The organism is Pseudarthrobacter sp. Pseusp20, from assembly GCF_059492155.1.
In genome coordinates this window covers 2,760,124-2,779,702 of the sequence record NZ_CP168521.1, presented here as the reverse complement: position 1 = coordinate 2,779,702, position 19,579 = coordinate 2,760,124, and the positions used below count along the sequence as shown (strand labels likewise).

The following is a 19,579-nucleotide window of genomic DNA, read 5'->3' as shown; positions in this document are numbered from 1 at the left end:
ACATATATAAACATCTGCTACCATGTGAAACATACTTCATGAGAGTATGATTAGCATCACAGGCTGTCAACCATTGGAGGAAACTTGCCGGCAGCACAGAAAGCACAGGCGATCGCCATGACGGGTGGTGCCGGCATGATGGCCACGTTGCTGCGTCCCTACCTTGCTGATGCCGGATATGAAGTCCGGCTGCTGGACCTGGTGGAAGCCCGGAATTTGCGTCCCAACGAGGTTGCCCTGGTGGGATCCGTAACTGATCCAGATTTCATGAACACGTCCCTCAGGGCCACATCCGGGGTTGTCCACCTGGGCGGACTCCACCGGGAAATGACCTGGCAGGAAATCGTTGCCACCAACATCACCGGCACCCAGGTGACGCTGGAAGCAGCCCGCCTCAACGGCGTCGAACGTGTATTGCTGGCCAGTTCCACGCACGCCGTGGGCTTCCACGACCTTGCTGATGCCGCGGCGGATGCTGTACTTCCGCCGCGGCCCGATACGTACTACGGGGTCAGCAAAGTGGCCGCGGAAGCGCTCGGCAGCCTGTATGCGGACAAGTACGGAATGAAAGTGGTCAGTGCCCGGATAGGTACCGGCGGCCAGCGCCCGGGCAACGCCAGGACCCTTGGTTCGTGGCTTTCCCCGGCGGATTCGTTCAGGCTCGTGGAGGCGGCGCTGAACGACCTCGGTGCCCCGGGCCATCACGTGGTGTGGGCTGTCTCGGCCAACACCCGCGGTTGGGCGAACCTCCAGGCAGGACGGCGCATCGGCTACGACCCGCAGGACGACGCGGAGCTTTATGCCAATGAGGTCGATACTTCCGGGGGGAACGCTGAAACGGGACTCCTTGGCGGTTTTTGGGCCAGCGATGGTCATAGGGTAGGTATGGACAACTACCCGCACCTGGTCGCGAAATGAGCTGCCGCAGTCCGGTGCGGCGAAAGGGGGAGCGGTAATGGCACCGCTGGATGTACAGGCCGGCACGCGGGGGGACGCGCCCGGCGACGTCAAACTGGTCAAGTCCGCAGAGCGGACCATCGCCATCCTTGAGCTCCTGGCGTCCGCTCCGCAGCCGCTCACCACCGCCGAGATCTTCAAGCAGACCGGGTATCCCCGTTCCAGCCTGCACTGGCTGCTGTTGACGCTCCTGGAGCTCAACTGGATCGAGCAAACACCGGAGGGCGCCTATAGGATCGGCACGCATGCCCTGCTGTGCGGTACGGCGTACCTGGACAGGGATCCGGTGATGGAACACGTTTCGGCCATTCTGGAAAAGGTCCGCAATGCCACGACCTTCACTACCCACTACGCCCGGATCGACCGGTCCGACGTCATCTATCTTGCAACCCGGCAGGCTGTAGACCGGCGCCGGCTGTCCTCAAGGGTAGGGCGCAAGCTTCCGGCCCAAGTGACGGCCCTGGGCAAAGCCATCCTCTCCGAGTACACGGATACGGAGGTCCGGCAGCGGCTTGGCGGCGGGCCCTATCCCCAGCTGACCCCGAACAGCGTCCCTGATTTCGAGGCGCTTCAGGCCGAGCTGACTGAGTTCCGGAAGACGGGCCATGCCATTGAGTGGGAGCAAAACACGGTGGGGCTTTGCTGCGTTAGCGTGGTGGTTCCGTACCGCATCCCCGGGACGGACGCCATGAGCTGCTCCATGCCGGTGGAACTTGCCACAGACGACGTCATCGCGAAAACCGTGGAGACGCTCCACTCAGCCGCAGGTGAACTGGCCCGGACCCTTCGTGCCGCGGGGATCCGGTAGATCCGGGGTCTGAGCCCAACCGGGCACTTGCGCGACACGAGAAGATCGGTAGCCGCTAGTCTGAAACCATGACGATGGGGGACGCGGCGCAGGAGCCGCTGGTGCACATTCAGGACTTCCGGATGGACTTCGGGGACACCACGGTCATCCGGGATCTGTCCTTCGACGTGCACGCGGGGGAGACGTTCGGTTTCCTGGGGTCCAATGGATCCGGGAAGACCACCACTTTGCGGGCGCTGCTGGGCATCTACCAGCCCACCGCGGGGATCCTGCACATAGGGGGCAAAGCCTTTGAGCCCCGCGACGGGGCCCGTCTCGGATACCTGCCGGAAGAGCGCGGCCTGTACAAAAAGGAACACGTCCTGGATGTCATGGTCTACTTCGGCCGGCTCAAGGGCCTGTCCAAGGCCGCGGCCCGGTCCTGGTCCGGACACTACTTGGAGCGGGTGGGTCTGGCCGACAAGGCAAAGTCCCGGTTGGACAAGCTCTCCAGCGGCCAACAGCAAAAGGTCCAGTTGGGCGTGACGATCATGAACGATCCCGAACTGCTTATTTTGGACGAGCCGACCAAGGGCTTTGACCCCGTGAACCGGCGGCTGCTGATGGACATTATCGAAGAGCACAAGCGGGCCGGCGCCACCGTCATCATGGTCACCCACCAGATGGAAGAAGTCGAACGGCTGTGTGACCGGGTAATCCTGCTCAAGGACGGAGTCTCCCACGCTTACGGGACGGTGGAAGAGGTCCAGGAAGAGTTCGGCGGCACCGTCTACCGGGTCACCCACGACGGACCGTTGCCCGCATCGGCACTTTTCGACGTCGTCGACGACGTGGACGGGGTCGCCGAACTGGCGCCGCGCCCCGGGTCCAGTGAGGCCGCGGTGCTGCGCGAGCTGGTCGAAGCCGGGGCCGTGGTCCGGTCATTCACGCCGGCCCGGATCTCCCTGGATGAGATCTTCATCAAGGTGTACGGCGAACAGCACGAACTGGCGGAAGGCTGAACATGGCACTGGGACAGCACAACCTTGGGACCGTGATCGCGTTCGAGTTCTTCCGGACCATCAAGAAACGGGGCTTCGTCATCGCAACCCTGGCGCTGCCGGTCATTCTCATCATTATCTTCGCCCTCGTGTACGCGTCCAACGCCAGCACAAAGGACAGCGCCGCCGCCCAGAAGAGTGCGACGTTCGCTTTCACGTACACGGACGCCTCCGGAATCATCATGGCGTCTGCCGCCAAGTTGGCCGGCGGAACAACTGCCAGCGACCCCGAAGCCGCGATCGCTGCCGTGAAGGACGGCGCCTCGGAGGCATACTTCGCCTACCCTGCCGATCCGGCCAAAGAGCCGGTGAAGGTGTACGGTGCGGACAAAGGCACGTTTGAGAACGACAAGTACGAGGCCGTGGCCAAGCAGCTGCTCGCGGTCTCGGCCCAGCACCAAGTCGGCTCACCCCAGCTGACGGCGGCCCTGACCGGGACGGTAAGATTTGACTCCGAAATATTCAAGGACGGCAAGGCCGCCGCGGGCGTCGGCGGGATCATTCCACCACTGCTGTTCCTGGTCATCTTCTATTTTTCGATGATCCTTCTTTCGAACCAGATGCTGAATTCCACCTTGGAGGAGAAGGAAAACCGGGTCACTGAAATGATCCTGACCACCCTGAATCCAACCACCCTGATCACCGGCAAGATCATCTCGCTGTTCGCCGTCGGCCTGGTCCAGATCCTGGTGTTCCTGGCCCCGGTCGGATTGGCCTACCTGTTTTTCCGGAACCGCCTGGCCCTGCCCGAGGTGGACCTGTCATCCCTGGTCTTCGAACCCGGCCCCATGATCACAGGGGCCCTTCTCACGCTGGGTGGATTCGCCGTCTTTACCGGGGTCCTGGTGGCCATAGGGGCGATCATGCCGACCGCCAAGGAAGCCGGGACCGTCTTCGGCCCGCTTGTGGCCATGATGTTTATCCCCTTCTACACATTCAGCCTGATCATCTCCAACCCGGGCGCGCTGATCGTGCAGATCTTCACCTACTTCCCGCTGACCGCTCCGGTGACCGCCCTGCTCCGCAACGGGTTCGGCACCCTGAACCCAGTTGAATCCGCCATCGTCATCGTCGAACTCTTCGTCGTCGGCCTTATTATCCTGCGGTTGGCTGTCCACCTGTTCCGGTACGGGTCCATCGAATACGGCCGGAAACTCTCCATCGCCGGAACCTTCCGCCGCCACGACCTGGCCACCAAATAGGCGGTCATAGCCTAGGGAATCTGGTCCCCTGCGGTGCCGAACACATAGGATGCGAATTCCACTACTGATAGAAAGAATCCCGTGAAGCAGAGTATTTTCGCCCGCGTGGCCCAGTTGGCCAAGGCAAACCTCAATGCCCTCCTGGACTCCGCGGAGGATCCGCAGAAAATGCTGGACCAGATGGTCCGGGATTACTCGGAGAATATCCGCGAAGCCGAGGCCGCGATCGCCCAGACCATAGGCAACCTCCGGATGCTGGAGGAGGACCACAAACGTAACGTCGCCGACGCCAACGAATGGGGCCGCAAGGCTCTGGCCGCGTCCAGGAAGGGCGACGAGTTCCGGTCCGCCGGCAACCTCGCCGATGCGCAGAAGTTCGACAACCTCGCCAAGGTTGCCCTGCAGCGGCAGATGGCCGCCGAGAAGCTCGTGAAAGACGCCGTACCCGGGCTTGCGGCCCAGAACGAAGTGGTCGACAAGCTCAAGGGCGGGCTCGACCAGATGAAGGGCAAGCTGCACGAGCTGACGGCCAGGCGCAACGAGCTGGTAGCCAGATCCCGGACGGCGGCCGCGCAGTCCCAGGTCCACGATGCCCTCAAATCCCTGGACGCCGGTGATCCGACGTCGGCCATCGGGCGGTATGAGGAGCGGATCCGACGCCAAGAGGCCACCGTTCGCGGCCAGCAGGAACTCGCAGCCTCATCCCTCGATGCCCAGTTCGCCTCCCTGGAAGACCTCGGAGAGCAGACCGAAGTGGAAGCACGTCTGGCCGCCCTCAAGTCCATCGACCGGAAGGCCATTGACTCCCAGGCTCCTTGAAGCCCCGGGATCCCGCCGGTCCACCGTCGGGGCATGGCTGACTGCTGGGCCGCGGCCGCCAGGTGATACCGGGCGGTCGCGTCAGGCCGGCGACAGGTCGCCGTCGGCAGCAATGTGCCATGCCGATTACGTTATGGCCCCACTGCCAGCGGAGCCTTGCGTCTCCACGCTCTGGGCTGCCTGCCCGACGTCAGCCGGCAGCCGGCGTCGGGCTTTGGCCAAGGCAACGAGCAGGGTCAGGACGGTGCCCAACCAGGCAAGCCCGGCGAGAAAAACCAGCCCTATTGCCGCTAAGGGGTGCATGGCCAAAGTTTAGGACGGCGCAACTGGGAGTTGCGGAAGCAACTCCGCACCGAAGAGCCGAAAGATTGTACAAGCCACCCATGGGTCGGGGCTGGGGCGGCCTGGTTTGGGGCGGTGCGCGGCTGGCCAAGTGGAGCCGGCGGGCCTTGATAAACAGGGCAAGCCAGGCGGCACCAAACACGTAGGGGGCGAGCACGCAGGTCAATCAGGGGTGGCTGGAGTGCACCCCGACACGACGAAGGGCGCGCCCCGTTCGCTGAGCGCGCCCTTCCCGTAAACGGTGTCAGTGCTTGAATGCGTCCTTGACCTTTTCGCCGGCCTGCTTCACATCGCCCTTGGCCTGGTCCGCCTGGCCTTCCGCCTTCAGGCTGTCATCGCCCGTGGCGTTACCGGCAGCTTCCTTGCCTTTTCCGCCCGCTTTCTCGGCAGCGTTTTCAATCTTGTCGCCTAGTCCCATGGTGTCTCCTCCTCTGGTTGGCAGCCGTTCGCATTCGGCTTCGCTCATAATAAGCATGCTTACCAATGGGTTGGCAAGTGATGAGTATCCACAGCAGCACCGGCCGGGCAACAAGGAGGCGTTCCGGAAGCCCCGCCTGAGGTGGGGACTTTGGTCCCTGTGTTCCCGGTGAAGGGCGGGGTTTACTGGTGCGTTGGGACAGGCGAAGCCTGTCTGCAGAGCGATGTGGCTCTGCAGGACCGAGCACGGAGATGCCCCGCTAATGAACCTCAAAGACCGTTGGGACCGCCTTGACCCTGCCACGCAGAAGTGGCTGATCGACAACCCGGGGTGCCAGATGCTGCCCAGGACCATCACGGCGGTGATCTCGAAGGAAACCGGGGAGGACCTGGCCACAGGGCAGCACGGGCAGGCGCTCGTCTCCGGTGAGGATCACGACTTCATCCGCTCGAAGATAAAAGGCGCCTCCATGGCCTGACAAGGCTCTTAGCTCTCACCGGGCAGCGCTCCAGCCGAACGGATCGGCGCCCGGGGGAGGCCGGGGATGCTGACGGCGGGCAGGGGTGACAGCCTCAGCCGGTCACCCGTACTCCGGCAACAGCTCCCGTCCAGGGTGCGTCTCCCGGCGCGGGCAGGGACAGGTGTGCGGAAACGTAGCCCTGCTGAAGCGTGATGACTTGTGACGTGGACCCTGGGCAATCCACTGTGAGCTCGACGGGCCAGAGTATGACCTTGGGATTCTCCTGCCGGATGAAGACTTTGGCGTTGGCAGCACCGACGCACGCAGCAGTGACCGTGTACGTGCCCGCCGCGGGGACTTCTTCCGTCGTGCCAAAGCCCCTGCCGGGGCCGTCCAGCGGACCCTTTTGAAAAAGGAGAACCGGGCCCTGCACGGCCAGGAGAAAGCTGTCCAGGTCCTGGTAGTTTCTGGCCTCCCGCTCAAGGACCAGGGGGTCAGTGGGACGGGTAGCGGATGCCGTCATCCGGGAGGGTTCAGGTGCGGCCGTGCGGTCAGCTTCGGCTGCCGGGGCGTGTGCCGGATCGGGGTAGTCATAGGAGCACCCCGCCGTGCCGGCTGCCGTTACCAGCAGGCACAGGGGAAAGGCGAGCCGGCGCCGGAGGCCTTTCGTTTCCACGGTTCCATGGTGGCCACGCCCGCGATTCAAATCAACCACGACCCTGCGGAATTCGCCTACCCGGCCCGGCCGTCTTCTCGGCGGCAAGGCGCACCACGGAGGTATGACGGCTCCAATGGTGGAGGCGGCCATCGAATCTGGCGCCAATCTCCATCGGGCTAATCGTGGGCCCCATTCTGATGTGACCGGGTTACAAAGTGTTCGACCCTGCGGTCCGGGACCAGCCAGATAAGGGCCACGATGGTGTAAACGGCGAGCCCGAGCAGGGGCTGGACAGGGGTTAGCGCAATGCCAAGGAGATAGATCAGCGGCGACGCTTTGCCCTTCCAGTCCCGGCCGACAGCACTGGCGAGGGCCCCGTCCTTGCCCTGAGCAGCAATCAGGCGGCGCTCCAGGATGAAGTATGCGATTGCTGCGCACAGCAGGTTGATCCCGTACAGCAGCACAGGGACCTGCGCGAAGCCGGACTCATCCATCCATCGGGTTGTAAAAGGAAACAGCGACAGCCAGAACAACAGATGGAGGTTCGCCCACAGGATGGCCCCATTAACGCGGCTCGCCAAATGGATCATGTGGTGGTGGTTGTTCCAGTAGATTCCGACATACACGAAGCTCAACAGGTAGCTGAAGAGGGTGGGCAGGACGCTGGCCACACCTTCCCACGTTGGTTCCTCCGGGGTATGGAGTTCCAGCACCATGATGGTGATGATGATCGCCAGGACACCGTCGCTGAACGCTTCCAGCCGGTTCTTGTTCATTGGGCATGCTTCCTTCGGGTGACTCTGCGACTTCTTATGTGGCTGCGTGCGACACGCCATGGAGCACCACTACCCGAGGTGTACAGCGTTCCACTCCAAGAGCCGCCATTCGGCCAGTCCCTCGGTAATATAGGGGTCTGCAGCGACGAAACGCTCGGCCTCCTGTCGGGAAGTGAAAATGCCCATGGAACTAAGCTCCGGGTCAGCCGTTTGGAATGGACCCAGGGCCACGAGCCCCCCGCCTTCCGCGTGGAACGCCTCGTAGTAGGCCTTGTGGCGCGGGTACGTCTCCATGACACGCGAGCGGTCGATGCCTTCACGGACGGTGTAGATGACGACGCATTCCATGCGGCCGAACTTACCACCTCCTGCACCTACGCCACGGCAGGAATCCGGTGAGGAGCACCACACTAGGCGGAACTAGACGTGGCGGGTGTAGGAGGAGCCCGAGGGGGTTCGCTGCAGCAGTCCGAAGTCAACCATGTACCTTCGCAGCAGCACCACGTCGTCCGTGTAACTGAGAAGCCGTTCGTTGACCTGCCTCTCAGTGAGTTGTTCTCCGGGCGCCATGACCTCGTCCGCGATCCGGGCAAGGAGTTCCCGCCGTTGCGCCAAGTTTGACGGGTACCTTTCGATGCGTCCAAGCCGCATGAACCGATCTGTCCCGATTTGTGGTTGACGCTTGGGCTGTTGGGCGAGAAGGTCGCGAAAAATCGTCTGGGCCGCCACCAGCCGCCCGGGCGCGTGCTGTTCCACGAGTCCGGACTCAAGCAGACTATCGATGGCCCGGTTTCGCCGCTGTTCCTTCACGTTGGGCAGTACGTCTGGCGCCGCAGCTCCAAGCACGATTTGGGCGTACGCCGTCCTGGCATCGTTGTTGCCAAGCGTCGCCAGCACCCGCCGCCAGTGCGGGCCGCTCGTTCCCCTGCCTCCGCCCACGTCCACGCTCCCCTCAACCGCTGGCCCACGCCGCTGCGTGCTGGGAGATAGTAGCGCCGATGCCCTGGTTTCAGGAAGCACAGGCGCCGGGGACATGCAGCTGGGGCGCAACGCCCGACGAGGTCTCCCGTCCCATGCCCGGCGATAACCTCGTGCCGAAACCAGCCTTCAACGCCACTAGGGAATCTCACACCGACTCCGGCCGGACATGGACGTCATTTACGATCCCACGCTCTAAGTGGGCGTGTCCGCGCGCCCCTTCGCCAGCTGGTCCGCGTTCCGACGCCGGCTCGAGATGTCCCTTGTCACGTTCCGCGTCGAGTTCAAGGACCAGCCTCCGTTGCGCCACCGGCGGGAATGAGCCCAGTGGCGGCGCAAGCACCGGCCGTCGGTTACCGCTTCCCGGCCTTGGCATAAAGAGCCAGGAGGTCGCGGCTGAATTCGTGGGGCGACGTTTCGCTGGGGCTGTGGCCACCCCTGTAGACGCCGATCCGGGCCCGGATTGACTGGGCGAAGAGGCGGTGAAGCTGGAGCGGCCACAGGTCGTGTTCGCCCACGGCCACAAACTTGGGAAGGGGCGCCTCCGCCAGTTTTTGCCGAAGATCCGGAACGTTCTGCATGAGCGTATAGATGTCCCGGACCGAGGCGCGGCGGGTGAAGCGGAACCGGTAGTTGACGAACCGCCGCCTGCCCTCCGGTACGTGCACCACCTTGCCGCTCCGGATGCCCCAGATCAGCAAGGCAGCACCCACCCGGCCGTTCACCCACGTGCTGAACCGGCCGATGCGGCCCACCCCCCTGAAACTCTGGCCTGGCTCCGGCGGACAGCTAAGCAACGTGAGGGACCTGAAGAGCTCCGGCCGCTCCCCAAAGGCGAGTTGGGCAATGATTCCCGCGAAGGAATAACCCACAACATGGACTGGGGTGGCAGTGGTCTCCAGAACTGCAAGGAAGTCGTCCACGAAAAGCCGGTAGTCATAATGCTTGCGTGGCGGCACCAGGTTCTCGGGGCCCGCTGCCGCTGACTGGTACTGTCCCGCCAGATCGTAGCTCAGTGCGAAGTAACCGGCATTGGCCAGGTCGGGCATCATGAGGGAGAAGTCCTCTTTGGAACCGGTTGCTCCGGGCACCAGCACAACGCTGGGATTGCCAGGATTGCCCAGCGTCATGGCGGCGAGCCTGCCACTGGGGACATCAATGGATCGGTGGACAGCGCCCGGCGGTGGAGTGAACCAGTCAACGTCCCCCAGCTCCGCATCGAGCAAGGCGGCCGCGTCCACCAGGGCGGAGCCAAACTCCTCGGGGTCGATCCCGTACCCGTTCCGGTCCAGCTCTGCCATGGTCCCAACATAGTCCAGTGCCTTGAATTTATTCAGGGGCAGGACCGGTGGACCGTTCAGCCACACCGCGGACGAACGCGTGAAGGCGCCGGTAGACTTCCTGGGATTCGGGGTAGCGGTAATCCTGTTGCCAGGTGTGTTCGGTGTTGAGGCTGTCCCAAGGGTAGATCAGGGCATCCACTGGAACGTCGTGTTGTTGCAGGCGCTCGATGAAATTCAGGTTTGCCCGGTAGAAGTAGTCACGCTCGGACGTGGTGAGGAACACGGGCGGATGGGTCCCGTCCAGCCACTCGATCGGGGACAGGAAACCCGCGGCGCTCCTCAGCCGCGCCACGGTCCGTGGTGGAGAGGGCCGCTTACGGCCATTGCGTGCTCCCGGACCTGCCGTTGCCCGGGATGCAGGCGGCAACAGCATACGGACGAAGTTCAGGCTGAGGACAAATCCGCTGTTAAAGAAGACCGAGAAATCCACTGCGCTGCAGTGTTGGACGAGCCCTTTCAGGTGTCCCGCGGGAACTGCGGGCCGCAGGGCATAATGCGCCGCCAGTTCGGAACGCAGGCTGGCTGCGGTCAGCAGGGCAGCGATCTGTCCGCCGGCCGAGTCCCCGCCCAGGATCAGCCTCTTGGGATTCCCGCCGTACCCCTCGATGTTGGCGGCAACCCACGCCAGGGCGGCATTGGCATCCTCGAGCACATGCCCCATGGCGAACCGGGGCGCGTGCCGGTAGTTGACGTTGACCACCACCATCCCGCCCACTGCCTGGTTGGCGCAGTACTTGGTCAGGGCTGCCTTGTCACCGGATGTCCACCCGCCACCATGGAAGTAAACGTAGACGGGAAGCAGCTCCGCCGCCACAGCCTCTGTACCAGGAGAGTCAGCTGCGGGCTGCAGCGGTGTCAAAACGTCGAGGCGGTGGGCGCGGAGGGCATCACCCACGTAGTCAATGTCGTGCACATATGCCACAGCCGTGATTGGGTCGGTGTTGAACCGCGCCTGCTCCCGGGCACTCACGGCGCGCATCAGGACGCGCCATGTCCATACGGGTACGCGGCGCAACAGGGGCCGGGCGCTCCTGACCGACTGAAACACCCCGGAACGTGCAGCCAATGTCATCCCTGCAATTTTATCCCCGAATGCTGGCCCCTTACGTCTTGCCGCCCCCGAGGATCCGCCGTGCGTCCTCCTGGGCCTGAAGGGCCAGGTCAGTGACCACTTCACCCCGCACATGCCCGGCGGCCGACATGATGCTCCGGAGTTCGGAAACCGTCCGCGCCGGGTTTGCCCCGTGCGCCACGGCGTGGCAGTTATGGCAAAGCGGAATGAGGTCGGCGATGGGGTCAAGCTGGTATCCGCTGCCAATCATGGCCGGCGGCACCACGTGGTGCACGGCTGTCGCTCCGGTACCGGCCTCACCGTAAGCGGACTCAAAGGAGAAGCCGCAGGCGGCGCACGACGTGCCGTGGAAGGCCAGGCAGGCCCGGCGGGCGTCGGGGTCCCGCTCAAAGCGGTTCACCTGGATATGGCTGACGCCGCCCGGCGGAAAGGTTCCGGCAACCACCTCGGTGGGATCCGGCGTCGTGGGCCCGTATTCCCTCCACAAGCGTTGCAGAACAGGCCAGGACGACGGCGGCAAGGTCACCAGGGAAGGGCCGTTCGCCTTGGCCCAGAGGTCACCGGGAAAGGCCTCCCGCAGGGTCCCGGGGCGTATTTGCTCGCCCAGCGGGAGCAGTGCGTCGAAAGCGACTGCGATGAACCAGTCGTTGGCATCGGAATCATCGCCTGCGGCGGCCTGGTAGGGCTCCGATGCCACCGACCCGTGACCGATGAGGCCGCTGCCTGCATCATTGCCGCCTTGCACCAGGAGCCACGCTTCGGTCCCCGGGAGGATGTCAGGGCAAAAGCCGACGCGCCAGCGGTCCAGGAACCTGCCGGACTGCGCCACCTGCGCGACGACGGCTCCGTAGTCCCAGCGGTGCAGCCCGTTCGTGTCGCAGCCAAGAATTACTGCCGCCACTGCCCACCAAACCCAGCCATTCGCCGTCGATCCCCAAGCCCCTGCAGCGGGATTTAGATCGGTTCCTTGGCCAGCGCCTTGGTCTTGGCGGGCGTTTCCCGCCCCAGCCGTTCATCAAGCGTGACGCGCAGCCTGGCCGCGGCAACCTGGACCCGGTGCTCGGCAGGCGTGGGTTTTTTGCCCGCGGGCTTGGTACCGGTTCGGGGAGTGTGGACAAGGCGGTGTTCAGGCGATGCTGCGCTCATGGTCCAGCCTCCTTGGCACTGTCTTCATCCGTCATTCCATTCTCGCCTAAGTTGTCCGGGCCGTCCACGACGGCACTCTCCTGCCCTGGGCCGGCGTCGGCATCGTCCCCGTTCTCGTCCCCGGACACACTCTTCCAGGCGATGTCGAACAACTCGAGTTCCTCGGTGCGGGCCAGTTCGCTCCTGGCAAGGACTTCCAGCGTCGCCAGGCCCAGCGCCTTTGTCCCTGCATCCGGGTCCAACGCCCGGTCGAGCGCCCACTGGGTGCGGCGCCACCATTCCGCCCGGCTGTCCGCTTCGGTCTTTTGCCGCAGGGCGTCGGCGTCCGCTTCGCGCTTTTGGTCCAGCGCGGTCTTGTCCGCGGCAGTGCGTTGCTTGAGCGTGCGCCAGTTGATGTAGAAGGCCAGCAGGGCTGCGATAAGAACGGCCAGGGGTCCAAGCCCGGCAAGGATGACCCACCAGTCCGCCGGGCCCGAATGGACGACGACGTCCAGCGGGCCGGGGGAGGGAACAGGGGTCACCGAACCAGCTTAGGAGGAGGTACGGCCTGTGGCCCGGCCGACACTCCTGCCGCGGCCTTCTCCATCATGCGCCGCGCCGGGAAATGAGGACCGGCCCGTGCGCGTGGTGCAGTACTGCGTGGGCGGTTGATCCGATGGTCTCCCGGAGGATGCCGCGGCCCTGGGAACCCAGCACCACTATCCGGGCTTCCGAGGCGGCTTGCAGGATGGCGTTCGGGACCGAACTGTCCGTGAGTATCCTGCCGTCAACGGAGATATTGGGCGCCAGGGTTCGTGCACGGTCCACAACGGATTCGAGAACTTCCCGGGCGCCAGCCGCTGCTTCCTTCCCGTCCAGCCGCGTGTAGCCGGCGGGCTCGTGATGGACGTGGACCACCGTAAGGCGTGCGTGCCACCCGGAAGCAACGGCGCACGCGTCTTCCAGTGCCGAGGGGGAACCTGATGCATCGACGGCGGCGACGACGGGTCCGCCAGGATGGGTGTCCTCCCGGATCACGGCCACCGGGCAGGTGGCGGTGGCCGCCAGTTCCAGGCTAACGGATCCCACCAGGAGGCCAAGGAAGCCGCCCAGGCCACGGCTGCCGACTACGAGCATCCTCTTGCCGCCGGAAATTTCGGCCAAGAGCTGTGCGGGTAGTCCGTGGAGCAGGGTGCCGCGGATCTGAAGCCCTGGAACTTCCGCTGCAGCATGCGAGACCCCTTCTTCCAGGACGGCCTGGGCGGACTGCTCAAGGCCGCTGCCTGACACACCTGGAACCGGACCGAGGTGCCTGGTCAGCAGCTGCCACAGGGAACAATGCACCACATGAAGCGCGCAGTTGGTGGCACGGGCGTGGCGCGCCGCCCACCGGACGGCTGCCGCGGCTCCATCCGAACCGTCATAGCCGGCCACAATCGAACCCGCATCCTGCATCACCTGGCTGCGCTCCTCATCAGACCGATCCTCGCCGGCGGGACCTTCGGCCCTTTGGCGGCCCTGCCCCTTGGTTTCATCCTGATTCCAGGAATCCATCCTGATTCTAGGAAGCGGGGAGGCATATGGGCACCCTGGTGCGCCGTATTGGGGTGATCATGCTTGTCCTGGCCGCCTCCCTGCTGGGGGTTGCGGCCCCAAGTGATGCCGTGTCCCCGTCAACCGTCATCGTGGAGGACACAGCGGGGGTGCTTGACCGGAATACGCTGGTCCCCGCCGTCGAACGGATCCAGTTTTACGAGCCCACCCGTGTTGCTGTCTTTACCTACAACGGAAAGGCTGAGGACAACCTCAATGAAGAGGTCCTGAGGTTCGCACGCTCCAGGCACCCTGAGTGGATCAGCGCCGACGGACAGAAGTGGGCCGATGGGCTGTTCATTTTCGCGCTTGACCCGGTGGGCCGCCACGTGGGCACCTATATGGGGGAGGACCGGAAAGTGTCGCTCGAGCAGCGCAGCGATATCCAGGAGGCCTCAAAGGAACTGTTCCGGGACGCGCAGTGGACCGACGGTACTGTGGCCGGCATTCGCCGTGCCGCCGAACTCATCAACCAGCCCTGGTACCGGTCCGCCGCATTCCTGATCACCGCCTGGGTCACCGGGGGACTTGCGGCCCTTGGGGCAGCGGCGTGGTTGATTGTGCGGGCGGTGACCAGGGCTGCCTGCCGCAAACAAATCGAACGGGGGGACCGGAGCTACTCCAACGTCAGCATGGACCTGGACGTCACGGAACTGAACGCCGGGACCATCCCCGAATCATCCCGCTACGGCAGCAGGGTCCTGGAGAAACACCGCACCTTCCTGACCCGCTATGCCGCCGCCACGGAACTCTCCAACCAGGTGCACGCCCTGGCCAAACGGTCCCTCAGCAGGCGGAAAAACCTCAAGCTTGCCCGCCAGTTCGCGGACAGCGCCGCCGAGCTGGATGCCCTGGATGATGTCATCGCCGACAGCAACGCCCTGTTGAACCGTGCCGACACATGGCCTACCGCCTGGGACCGGCAGCTTGCCCCGTTCCGCAAGGACCTGGCCGGCCTTGAGCAACTCCTGGCCAAGCGCCACGGGCAGGGGGACTCGGCCACCGCCTCGGCGCTTCGTTCCTTCCGCGACGAAAGCCTGCGGAACATTGAACGCTGGACCTCGGAACTGGCAGATGGCCGGATCACGCCGGAAGAGGCGCTGGACCGGCTCTACGAGGCGCGGTCGCGGCTCTCGGAGCTGCTGGAGAACCATGCGGAAACAGTCATTCAGGGATTCGCCAGGAATGAGCGCGAGGCACGGCTGATGCGCGAGCAGATGCAGACGGCCCACGAGGGCCTGGACCACCGCAGGCGGCGGAGCTATGAGCCGAGCATCCTGGGCACGGTGTACCCGTCGTACCAGTTTTTCTCCGTGGCTACCTTCAACTCCGGCTTCAATACGGGCGTCAGCAGCGTCAATTCCGCCAGGGGCGGCGGCAGCACCACAGGGTACGGCAGCAGCGGCGGAAGCTTCTCCGGTTCGGGCAGTTCCTCGAGCTTCTGATGACCGGGGCTTTGGCCACCGCCGTCCTCCACCCTAGGCGGCGCCCAGGGAGCCAAGCCTGTGCGGCCCGCGCCGGACCGCGTGCCGCGCGTGCGGGATGGTGCTGCGGGCAACGTTCGGCGGCGGTGAAGGTATGTCCCGGATCAGGCCGGTTCCCGCACATTCCCGTACCTCTTCGATGGCCGCGGCCGCCGCCCGTTTGTCCGCGAATTGTCCGGATACCGCCAGTACGTGTCCATCAGGCATCACAAGCCGGAACCGGATCTGTGAATCTTCATCGACAAACAGTTCGAACGTACCTGCCATAAGCCTTGCTCTCCTCTAGCGTCCCGCCTCCGTTGATGAGGCTGCATGCCGGCCGACACCGGGCGCGGCAAACCCGGATGCACAACCCCAGCGTGGTGCTTCCGGCCCAGACCACCATCTCAGAGGACCGCGGCGTGCTATTAGGGACCAAAGACCCTGATCGCCGGCTCCGGGGATGCTACCGATGGCAGGATGCCCCGAAGCTCGGTGCCGAAGGGCCCTGTCCCATTAAGCCGGGCCGCGGAAGACTGGGTAGTTCACGATGGTTGCGGTTCCCGGAGGACGACATGACGACAGATGCACCTCGACCTGGCCGCCCAGGCAAACCAGCTCCCGGATCCGCAGGTTCCGGTCCCGAGGAGCGGCTCCGGATAGAGCTGGAGGACGCCGCATCGCGCAAGTGGTGGGCGCGGATCCTGTACACGCTGGGCTCACAGTACGGGCGGACGCAACTGCAGTTTGTGGCCAGGACCGGGGACGGACGCCGGCTCTATGCCAGCGATACGTTTCCCGGTCCGCCGCTGAACCCGACACCTCCCGAAGAGGCGTGGGCTCCCGGCATGCAGGCCAGCCTCAGCCAGCTCCGCCGGGAGCTGGCCCGCGACGGGTGGTCCGAAACCAGCCGCGGCGTGCAGCCCTGGGACCTCACCTTCAGTCGCGGCCCCGGAAGATAATGCAGGACCAGGCCCCGGGGCGGCCGAAACCCTGGCGGACTCAGTCCACCGGCCAGATGACCCTGGTCTGCCACGTGGCCGGATCCGGCTGCTGCTCCGGATCGGTCAGGTAGTACTCCCACATGGTGTCGGCAGGGGCAGCGCCCTCGGCTTCCATCCGTTCGCGGATGGCATCGTACGTGCTGCCGAGGGTGTCGTAAGGGCCCGTGTGGACGGCCTCGAACGCGTCAGTATCGGGAAGCGCGCCGCGGGCCACCTCGCCTGTTCCCTGGAAGTTCCCGGCGACGGGGAACCCGGCTTCGACGTCCACCGTGGCGCCGGGAATGCCGTGGTAAAGCGCGAATGGCGGTCCTGCCGGGCTGACGCCCTGCGTTTGCACCGCGGCCATCACCGCACCGAAGGCCCGGCTGAAGAAGCTCGTCAGAGCGTCCATGGGAACCCGTTCACGGACCACGGCGACGGGTTGTTCGGTGACATGGATCTTTCGCGGCTGCTGGCCATTTTCAGTCATGCCCCCAGCCTTGCCATCCCGCGGCCAACGTGAAAGGGCCATAGGACTCTAAAGGGCATGCCAGTCAGGCCGCAGCCTCATACGCTTCGAGCAGCCAACCGCGGACCTCGGCATCGAGTTGGGAACTGTCCGTGAGCTCCAGATGGTGCATCCAGGTTCTTTTCGCCGGGTGGACGACCTGCTTGAAGCGCGGCGAGCCCAGGTTCCGCGGCAGCGCGAGGGACAGGACCAGCGGAACCGGGGAATTCACGTAGAGCCCGGGCCGCCACAGGTAGGCGTAGCCCCGGCGCCGGCGGAACGAGATTTGGCTCTTTCCGACCCGGACCTCATGGGGGCCCAGCTCCGCCGCCATCCGCTCCGCTGCCTGGTAGAGCCCAAGGGCGTCCGGAGCGCCGGCGAAGAACCGCTCTACCGTCCACGGCTGCAAAGTAACAGCGTCCCCGCCTATGCAGTGCCGTTGCCCGCCCCGGCCGCAAGTCCGGCGGCCCAGGCTGCCGCCCGCTCGGCCTCACCGTCGACCAGCGGGCCCTCGCTGCCTTTGACGTAGAAAGCCATGGGTCCGCCAACGATGCTGGCACCTGCCTCCGTCAGTGCCTTCGTCATCTTCCTGGCAGCGTCGCCGTGGATGAACAGCTTCACCCTCGTATCGAAGGCTGCTGCCTTCACCCCGGCCAGTCCCCGGCGCCCAAGGTCTGCCAGCGTTTCGGTGATCCGGGCAGTCGGCTTCCAGCCGTTGATGGGGCTGCCGACGACGAGCAGGTCACCCGGGTGCAGGGCGTCGGCATCAAAACCGTCAACGTGAACAGCGGCCGCGTCCCGCCCCAGGCGCGATGCCATCGCCTCGGCGATGGTCCTGGTGTTTCCATACGCGGAGTCATAGAGGACGACGGCTTTCATGGAGGCTCCCGGTCCGGATAGGCGGCATGTTGCCCCTCAACCATGCTCCCGGGGCGGCCGGCGGGGCAGGGCCAAAGGTCATGCCGCCGGCCGGGGCCTAATGCCCTAGCCGTACTGCCGGCATCAGGATAGCTTCAGTCTTATGTGTGAGGACCGCTACCGCCCATGTTGAAAGTGTCCTGAATGAGAAAGCAGGCCGTCCCGCCTGCGGCAACCGCCGGCAACGTTGAGGTCGAGGAACGCGTCGGCTCGCCCGTGCAGAAGGTGTGGGGCTTCCTCCGGCGGTATCCCGTCGTCGCGCTGACCTGCCTGGTACTCCTTGCCGCCCTGGTGCTGCTGCAGTTTGGGCTGGAACTGCAGGTCCGCGTGCTCGCCTCGGCCTACGCTGCCATCATCGTGGTGGCGCGGGCGGCCGGCATGGTCCGGTCATTGCGGGAGGGACGCTGGGGCATCGACCTGCTGGCCCTGATGGCGGTTGCAAGCACGGTGGCCGTGGGTGAGTACCTCGCGGCCCTGGTGGTGATCCTGATGCTCACCGGCGGGGAGGCACTGGAAAACTTTGCCCAGGGACGCGCCGCGCGTGAATTGCGGTCCCTGCTGGACCGGGCTCCCCGCTTTGCCCACAGGGAAAGTGCCGACACAGTCCTGGAGGACACCCCGATAGGCGAGGTGGTGCCCGGGGACGTGCTGGTGGTCCGCCCCTCCGAGCTGGTACCTGTTGACGGCGAACTCCTGTCCGATTCAGCAAGCATGGACGAATCATCGCTGACGGGGGAGAGCCTGCCGGTGGAGCGTAGCAAGGGGGAGCTGCTGCTGAGTGGTTCGGTGAACGGCGTGGCCGCCCACCGCGGCTGACTCCCAGTACAGCCGGATCATCGCCCTGGTGGAGGAAGCGTCCAACAGCCGTGCGCCGGTAGTCCGGCTCGCTGACCGCTACGCGGTTCCCTTTACCCTCCTCGCCCTGGCCATGGCCGGCGCCGGCTGGTTCCTGTCAGGTGAGCCGCTCCGCTTTGCCCAGGTGCTGGTGGTGGCCACCCCGTGCCCGCTCCTGATCGCAGCGCCGGTGGCATTCCTGGCTGGAACCAGCCAGGCCGCCCACAAGGGCATCATCATCAAGAACACCAGAAGCCTGGAGCAGCTTGCCAAGGCGCAGACAGCAGTGTTCGACAAGACTGGAACACTCACCTCCGGCCGCCCGGTCCTGGACGGGATCCAGGTGGCGCCGGGCCCGGGGGAAGCCCTTGGCAGCCGGAAGATCCTGCAGCTGGCGGCCTCCGCCGAGCAGTATTCCTCCCACGTGCTGGCAGCATCCGTGATCGAAGCCGCCAAGGCAGCGAACATTGAACTGCTGCAGGTGCAGCAGGCGACCGAAAACGCCACGCACGGGGTTGAAGCTGTCTGCGACGGCCAGCAGGTGGTGGTGGGAAAAGCCGCCCTGATCCGCAGTTCGGCCAGCGGATACCGGGAAGCAGCAGTCCAGAGTGGCCAGTTGGCAGTCCACGTGGCGGTCAACGGCGAGTACGCGGGTGCACTGATCATGAAGGACCCGTTGCGCCGCAACGCCGTGGACACCCTGGCGCGCCTGCACAGGCTGGGCGTGCGGAACACCATGCTGCTGACCGGTGATGCCCACGCGACGGCTGCCCACATCGCCGAGGAAGCGGGAATGGGCCACGTCCAGGCCGAATGCCTTCCAGAGGACAAAGTCAACACGGTTGCGGCCATCCTGGAACGACCCGTCCTGATGGTGGGTGACGGCGTCAACGATGCCCCGGTCCTTGCCGCCGCCGACGTTGGGATCGCGATGGGTGCCAAGGGGGCCACCGCGGCCAGCGAGTCCGCGGACGTGGTGATCATGCTCGATGACCTGTCCAAGGTGGCCCTGGCCGTGGCCATTGGAAAGCGGACCGTGGCTGTGGCCCTGGTAAGTATCTGGACTGGGATCGGGCTCAGCCTCATCCTGATGGCCATCGCCATGACGGGTTTCATTCCCGCTGTTGCCGGTGCCCTCCTGCAGGAGGTGGTTGACCTGGCCACCATCCTGAACGGACTCAGGGCATTGCGCGGAGCGGACGAGGCACGGCAACGCGGTTGATGCCGGCTTCCTTCCGCCAGGCCTGCCCGGAGCGGGAGGTGGTGTGGCCGCCGGGCATGA

Annotated in this window: 23 protein-coding genes and 1 pseudogene; 9 read left to right on the top strand and 15 right to left on the bottom strand. The window is 64.9% G+C overall.

The features are described from left to right. Nucleotides 1-84 precede the first annotated feature (84 nt). The 5 genes from ACEN9K_RS12800 (at nucleotide 85) to ACEN9K_RS12780 (ending at nucleotide 4,826) form a co-directional block, all read left to right on the top strand. Entirely contained in the window at nucleotides 85-918 is an 834-nt protein-coding gene (locus ACEN9K_RS12800; RefSeq protein ID WP_495634499.1) for an NAD-dependent epimerase/dehydratase family protein, read from the top strand. 37 nt (nucleotides 919-955) lie between these two features. Continuing rightward, nucleotides 956-1,765 (top strand): IclR family transcriptional regulator, encoded by an 810-nt coding sequence (locus tag ACEN9K_RS12795; RefSeq protein WP_142072631.1) that lies wholly within the window; start codon nucleotides 956-958, stop codon nucleotides 1,763-1,765. Nucleotides 1,766-1,839: 74 nt separating this feature from the next. Further along, on the top strand, nucleotides 1,840-2,766 hold the full coding sequence (locus ACEN9K_RS12790) for an ABC transporter ATP-binding protein (RefSeq protein ID WP_223995186.1): 927 nt from the start codon (nucleotides 1,840-1,842) through the stop codon (nucleotides 2,764-2,766). An 8-nt stretch (nucleotides 2,767-2,774) separates the two neighbouring features. Further along, nucleotides 2,775-4,007 carry an ABC transporter permease gene (locus ACEN9K_RS12785; protein ID WP_478223438.1) on the top strand — a complete coding sequence of 411 codons (1,233 nt, stop codon included), beginning with the start codon at nucleotides 2,775-2,777 and terminating at the stop codon, nucleotides 4,005-4,007. An 81-nt stretch (nucleotides 4,008-4,088) separates the two neighbouring features. After that, a complete protein-coding gene (locus tag ACEN9K_RS12780; RefSeq protein ID WP_495634498.1) occupies nucleotides 4,089-4,826 on the top strand; it encodes a PspA/IM30 family protein in 738 nt (245 codons plus the stop codon). A gap of 586 nt (nucleotides 4,827-5,412) precedes the next feature. On the opposite strand, the gene ACEN9K_RS12775 is transcribed toward ACEN9K_RS12780, so the two are convergent. Continuing rightward, a complete protein-coding gene (locus tag ACEN9K_RS12775; protein WP_018769414.1) occupies nucleotides 5,413-5,586 on the bottom strand; it encodes a CsbD family protein in 174 nt (57 codons plus the stop codon). A 262-nt stretch (nucleotides 5,587-5,848) separates the two neighbouring features. On the opposite strand from ACEN9K_RS12775, the gene ACEN9K_RS12770 reads away from it, so the two are divergent. Further along, nucleotides 5,849-6,064 carry a hypothetical protein gene (locus ACEN9K_RS12770; RefSeq protein ID WP_018769413.1) on the top strand — a complete coding sequence of 72 codons (216 nt, stop codon included), beginning with the start codon at nucleotides 5,849-5,851 and terminating at the stop codon, nucleotides 6,062-6,064. A 94-nt stretch (nucleotides 6,065-6,158) separates the two neighbouring features. Here the strand turns inward: ACEN9K_RS12770 and ACEN9K_RS12765 are convergent, their stop codons facing one another. From ACEN9K_RS12765 to ACEN9K_RS12720, 10 genes are all read right to left on the bottom strand, one after another. Beyond that, nucleotides 6,159-6,722, bottom strand: a complete 564-nt coding sequence (locus ACEN9K_RS12765) for a hypothetical protein (protein WP_495634497.1) — start codon at nucleotides 6,720-6,722, stop codon at nucleotides 6,159-6,161. A gap of 158 nt (nucleotides 6,723-6,880) precedes the next feature. Then, the gene (locus ACEN9K_RS12760; RefSeq protein ID WP_018769411.1) at nucleotides 6,881-7,480 is read right to left on the bottom strand and encodes a TMEM175 family protein; all 600 of its coding nucleotides are present in this window, start codon (nucleotides 7,478-7,480) and stop codon (nucleotides 6,881-6,883) included. Between the two features lie 69 nt (nucleotides 7,481-7,549). Beyond that, nucleotides 7,550-7,828: a YciI family protein gene (locus tag ACEN9K_RS12755; RefSeq protein ID WP_495634496.1), complete on the bottom strand. Its 279-nt coding sequence runs from the start codon at nucleotides 7,826-7,828 to the stop codon at nucleotides 7,550-7,552. Between the two features lie 72 nt (nucleotides 7,829-7,900). Further along, the gene (locus ACEN9K_RS12750; protein WP_488314548.1) at nucleotides 7,901-8,425 is read right to left on the bottom strand and encodes a DUF2087 domain-containing protein; all 525 of its coding nucleotides are present in this window, start codon (nucleotides 8,423-8,425) and stop codon (nucleotides 7,901-7,903) included. 386 nt (nucleotides 8,426-8,811) lie between these two features. Further along, a complete protein-coding gene (locus ACEN9K_RS12745) occupies nucleotides 8,812-9,759 on the bottom strand; it encodes an alpha/beta fold hydrolase (RefSeq protein WP_495634495.1) in 948 nt (315 codons plus the stop codon). A 28-nt stretch (nucleotides 9,760-9,787) separates the two neighbouring features. Beyond that, on the bottom strand, nucleotides 9,788-10,873 hold the full coding sequence (locus tag ACEN9K_RS12740) for an alpha/beta hydrolase (RefSeq protein WP_223991736.1): 1,086 nt from the start codon (nucleotides 10,871-10,873) through the stop codon (nucleotides 9,788-9,790). 31 nt (nucleotides 10,874-10,904) lie between these two features. Next, nucleotides 10,905-11,774, bottom strand: a complete 870-nt coding sequence (locus tag ACEN9K_RS12735; protein WP_018769405.1) for an HNH endonuclease — start codon at nucleotides 11,772-11,774, stop codon at nucleotides 10,905-10,907. A 53-nt stretch (nucleotides 11,775-11,827) separates the two neighbouring features. Next, the gene (locus ACEN9K_RS12730) at nucleotides 11,828-12,019 is read right to left on the bottom strand and encodes a hypothetical protein (RefSeq protein WP_018769404.1); all 192 of its coding nucleotides are present in this window, start codon (nucleotides 12,017-12,019) and stop codon (nucleotides 11,828-11,830) included. After that, complete coding sequence (locus ACEN9K_RS12725) at nucleotides 12,016-12,540, bottom strand: hypothetical protein (protein ID WP_018769403.1); 525 nt, start codon at nucleotides 12,538-12,540, stop codon at nucleotides 12,016-12,018. Before ACEN9K_RS12725 ends, ACEN9K_RS12730 begins: the two co-directional genes overlap by 4 nt. A 64-nt stretch (nucleotides 12,541-12,604) precedes the next feature. Then, entirely contained in the window at nucleotides 12,605-13,552 is a 948-nt protein-coding gene (locus tag ACEN9K_RS12720) for a universal stress protein (protein WP_495634494.1), read from the bottom strand. A 26-nt stretch (nucleotides 13,553-13,578) separates the two neighbouring features. Between ACEN9K_RS12720 and ACEN9K_RS12715 the strand changes: the two genes are divergently transcribed. Next, a complete protein-coding gene (locus tag ACEN9K_RS12715; protein WP_495634493.1) occupies nucleotides 13,579-15,036 on the top strand; it encodes a DUF5129 domain-containing protein in 1,458 nt (485 codons plus the stop codon). A 33-nt stretch (nucleotides 15,037-15,069) separates the two neighbouring features. Here ACEN9K_RS12715 and ACEN9K_RS12710 read toward each other — a convergent pair whose 3' ends face one another. After that, nucleotides 15,070-15,342: a YegP family protein gene (locus ACEN9K_RS12710; protein ID WP_018769400.1), complete on the bottom strand. Its 273-nt coding sequence runs from the start codon at nucleotides 15,340-15,342 to the stop codon at nucleotides 15,070-15,072. A gap of 287 nt (nucleotides 15,343-15,629) precedes the next feature. Between ACEN9K_RS12710 and ACEN9K_RS12705 the strand changes: the two genes are divergently transcribed. Next, nucleotides 15,630-16,016 carry a hypothetical protein gene (locus ACEN9K_RS12705; RefSeq protein ID WP_495634492.1) on the top strand — a complete coding sequence of 129 codons (387 nt, stop codon included), beginning with the start codon at nucleotides 15,630-15,632 and terminating at the stop codon, nucleotides 16,014-16,016. A gap of 40 nt (nucleotides 16,017-16,056) precedes the next feature. Here ACEN9K_RS12705 and ACEN9K_RS12700 read toward each other — a convergent pair whose 3' ends face one another. From ACEN9K_RS12700 to ACEN9K_RS12690, 3 genes are all read right to left on the bottom strand, one after another. Next, nucleotides 16,057-16,527 (bottom strand): GyrI-like domain-containing protein, encoded by a 471-nt coding sequence (locus ACEN9K_RS12700; protein WP_018769398.1) that lies wholly within the window; start codon nucleotides 16,525-16,527, stop codon nucleotides 16,057-16,059. 64 nt (nucleotides 16,528-16,591) lie between these two features. Next, nucleotides 16,592-16,954 (bottom strand): DUF5655 domain-containing protein, encoded by a 363-nt coding sequence (locus tag ACEN9K_RS12695; RefSeq protein ID WP_495634491.1) that lies wholly within the window; start codon nucleotides 16,952-16,954, stop codon nucleotides 16,592-16,594. Between the two features lie 17 nt (nucleotides 16,955-16,971). Continuing rightward, a complete protein-coding gene (locus tag ACEN9K_RS12690) occupies nucleotides 16,972-17,424 on the bottom strand; it encodes a flavodoxin family protein (RefSeq protein WP_056390564.1) in 453 nt (150 codons plus the stop codon). A gap of 183 nt (nucleotides 17,425-17,607) precedes the next feature. Here ACEN9K_RS12690 and ACEN9K_RS12685 point away from each other — a divergent pair. Beyond that, nucleotides 17,608-19,519 (top strand): annotated as a pseudogene (locus ACEN9K_RS12685) (heavy metal translocating P-type ATPase). The last annotated feature ends 60 nt before the right edge of the window (nucleotides 19,520-19,579 follow it).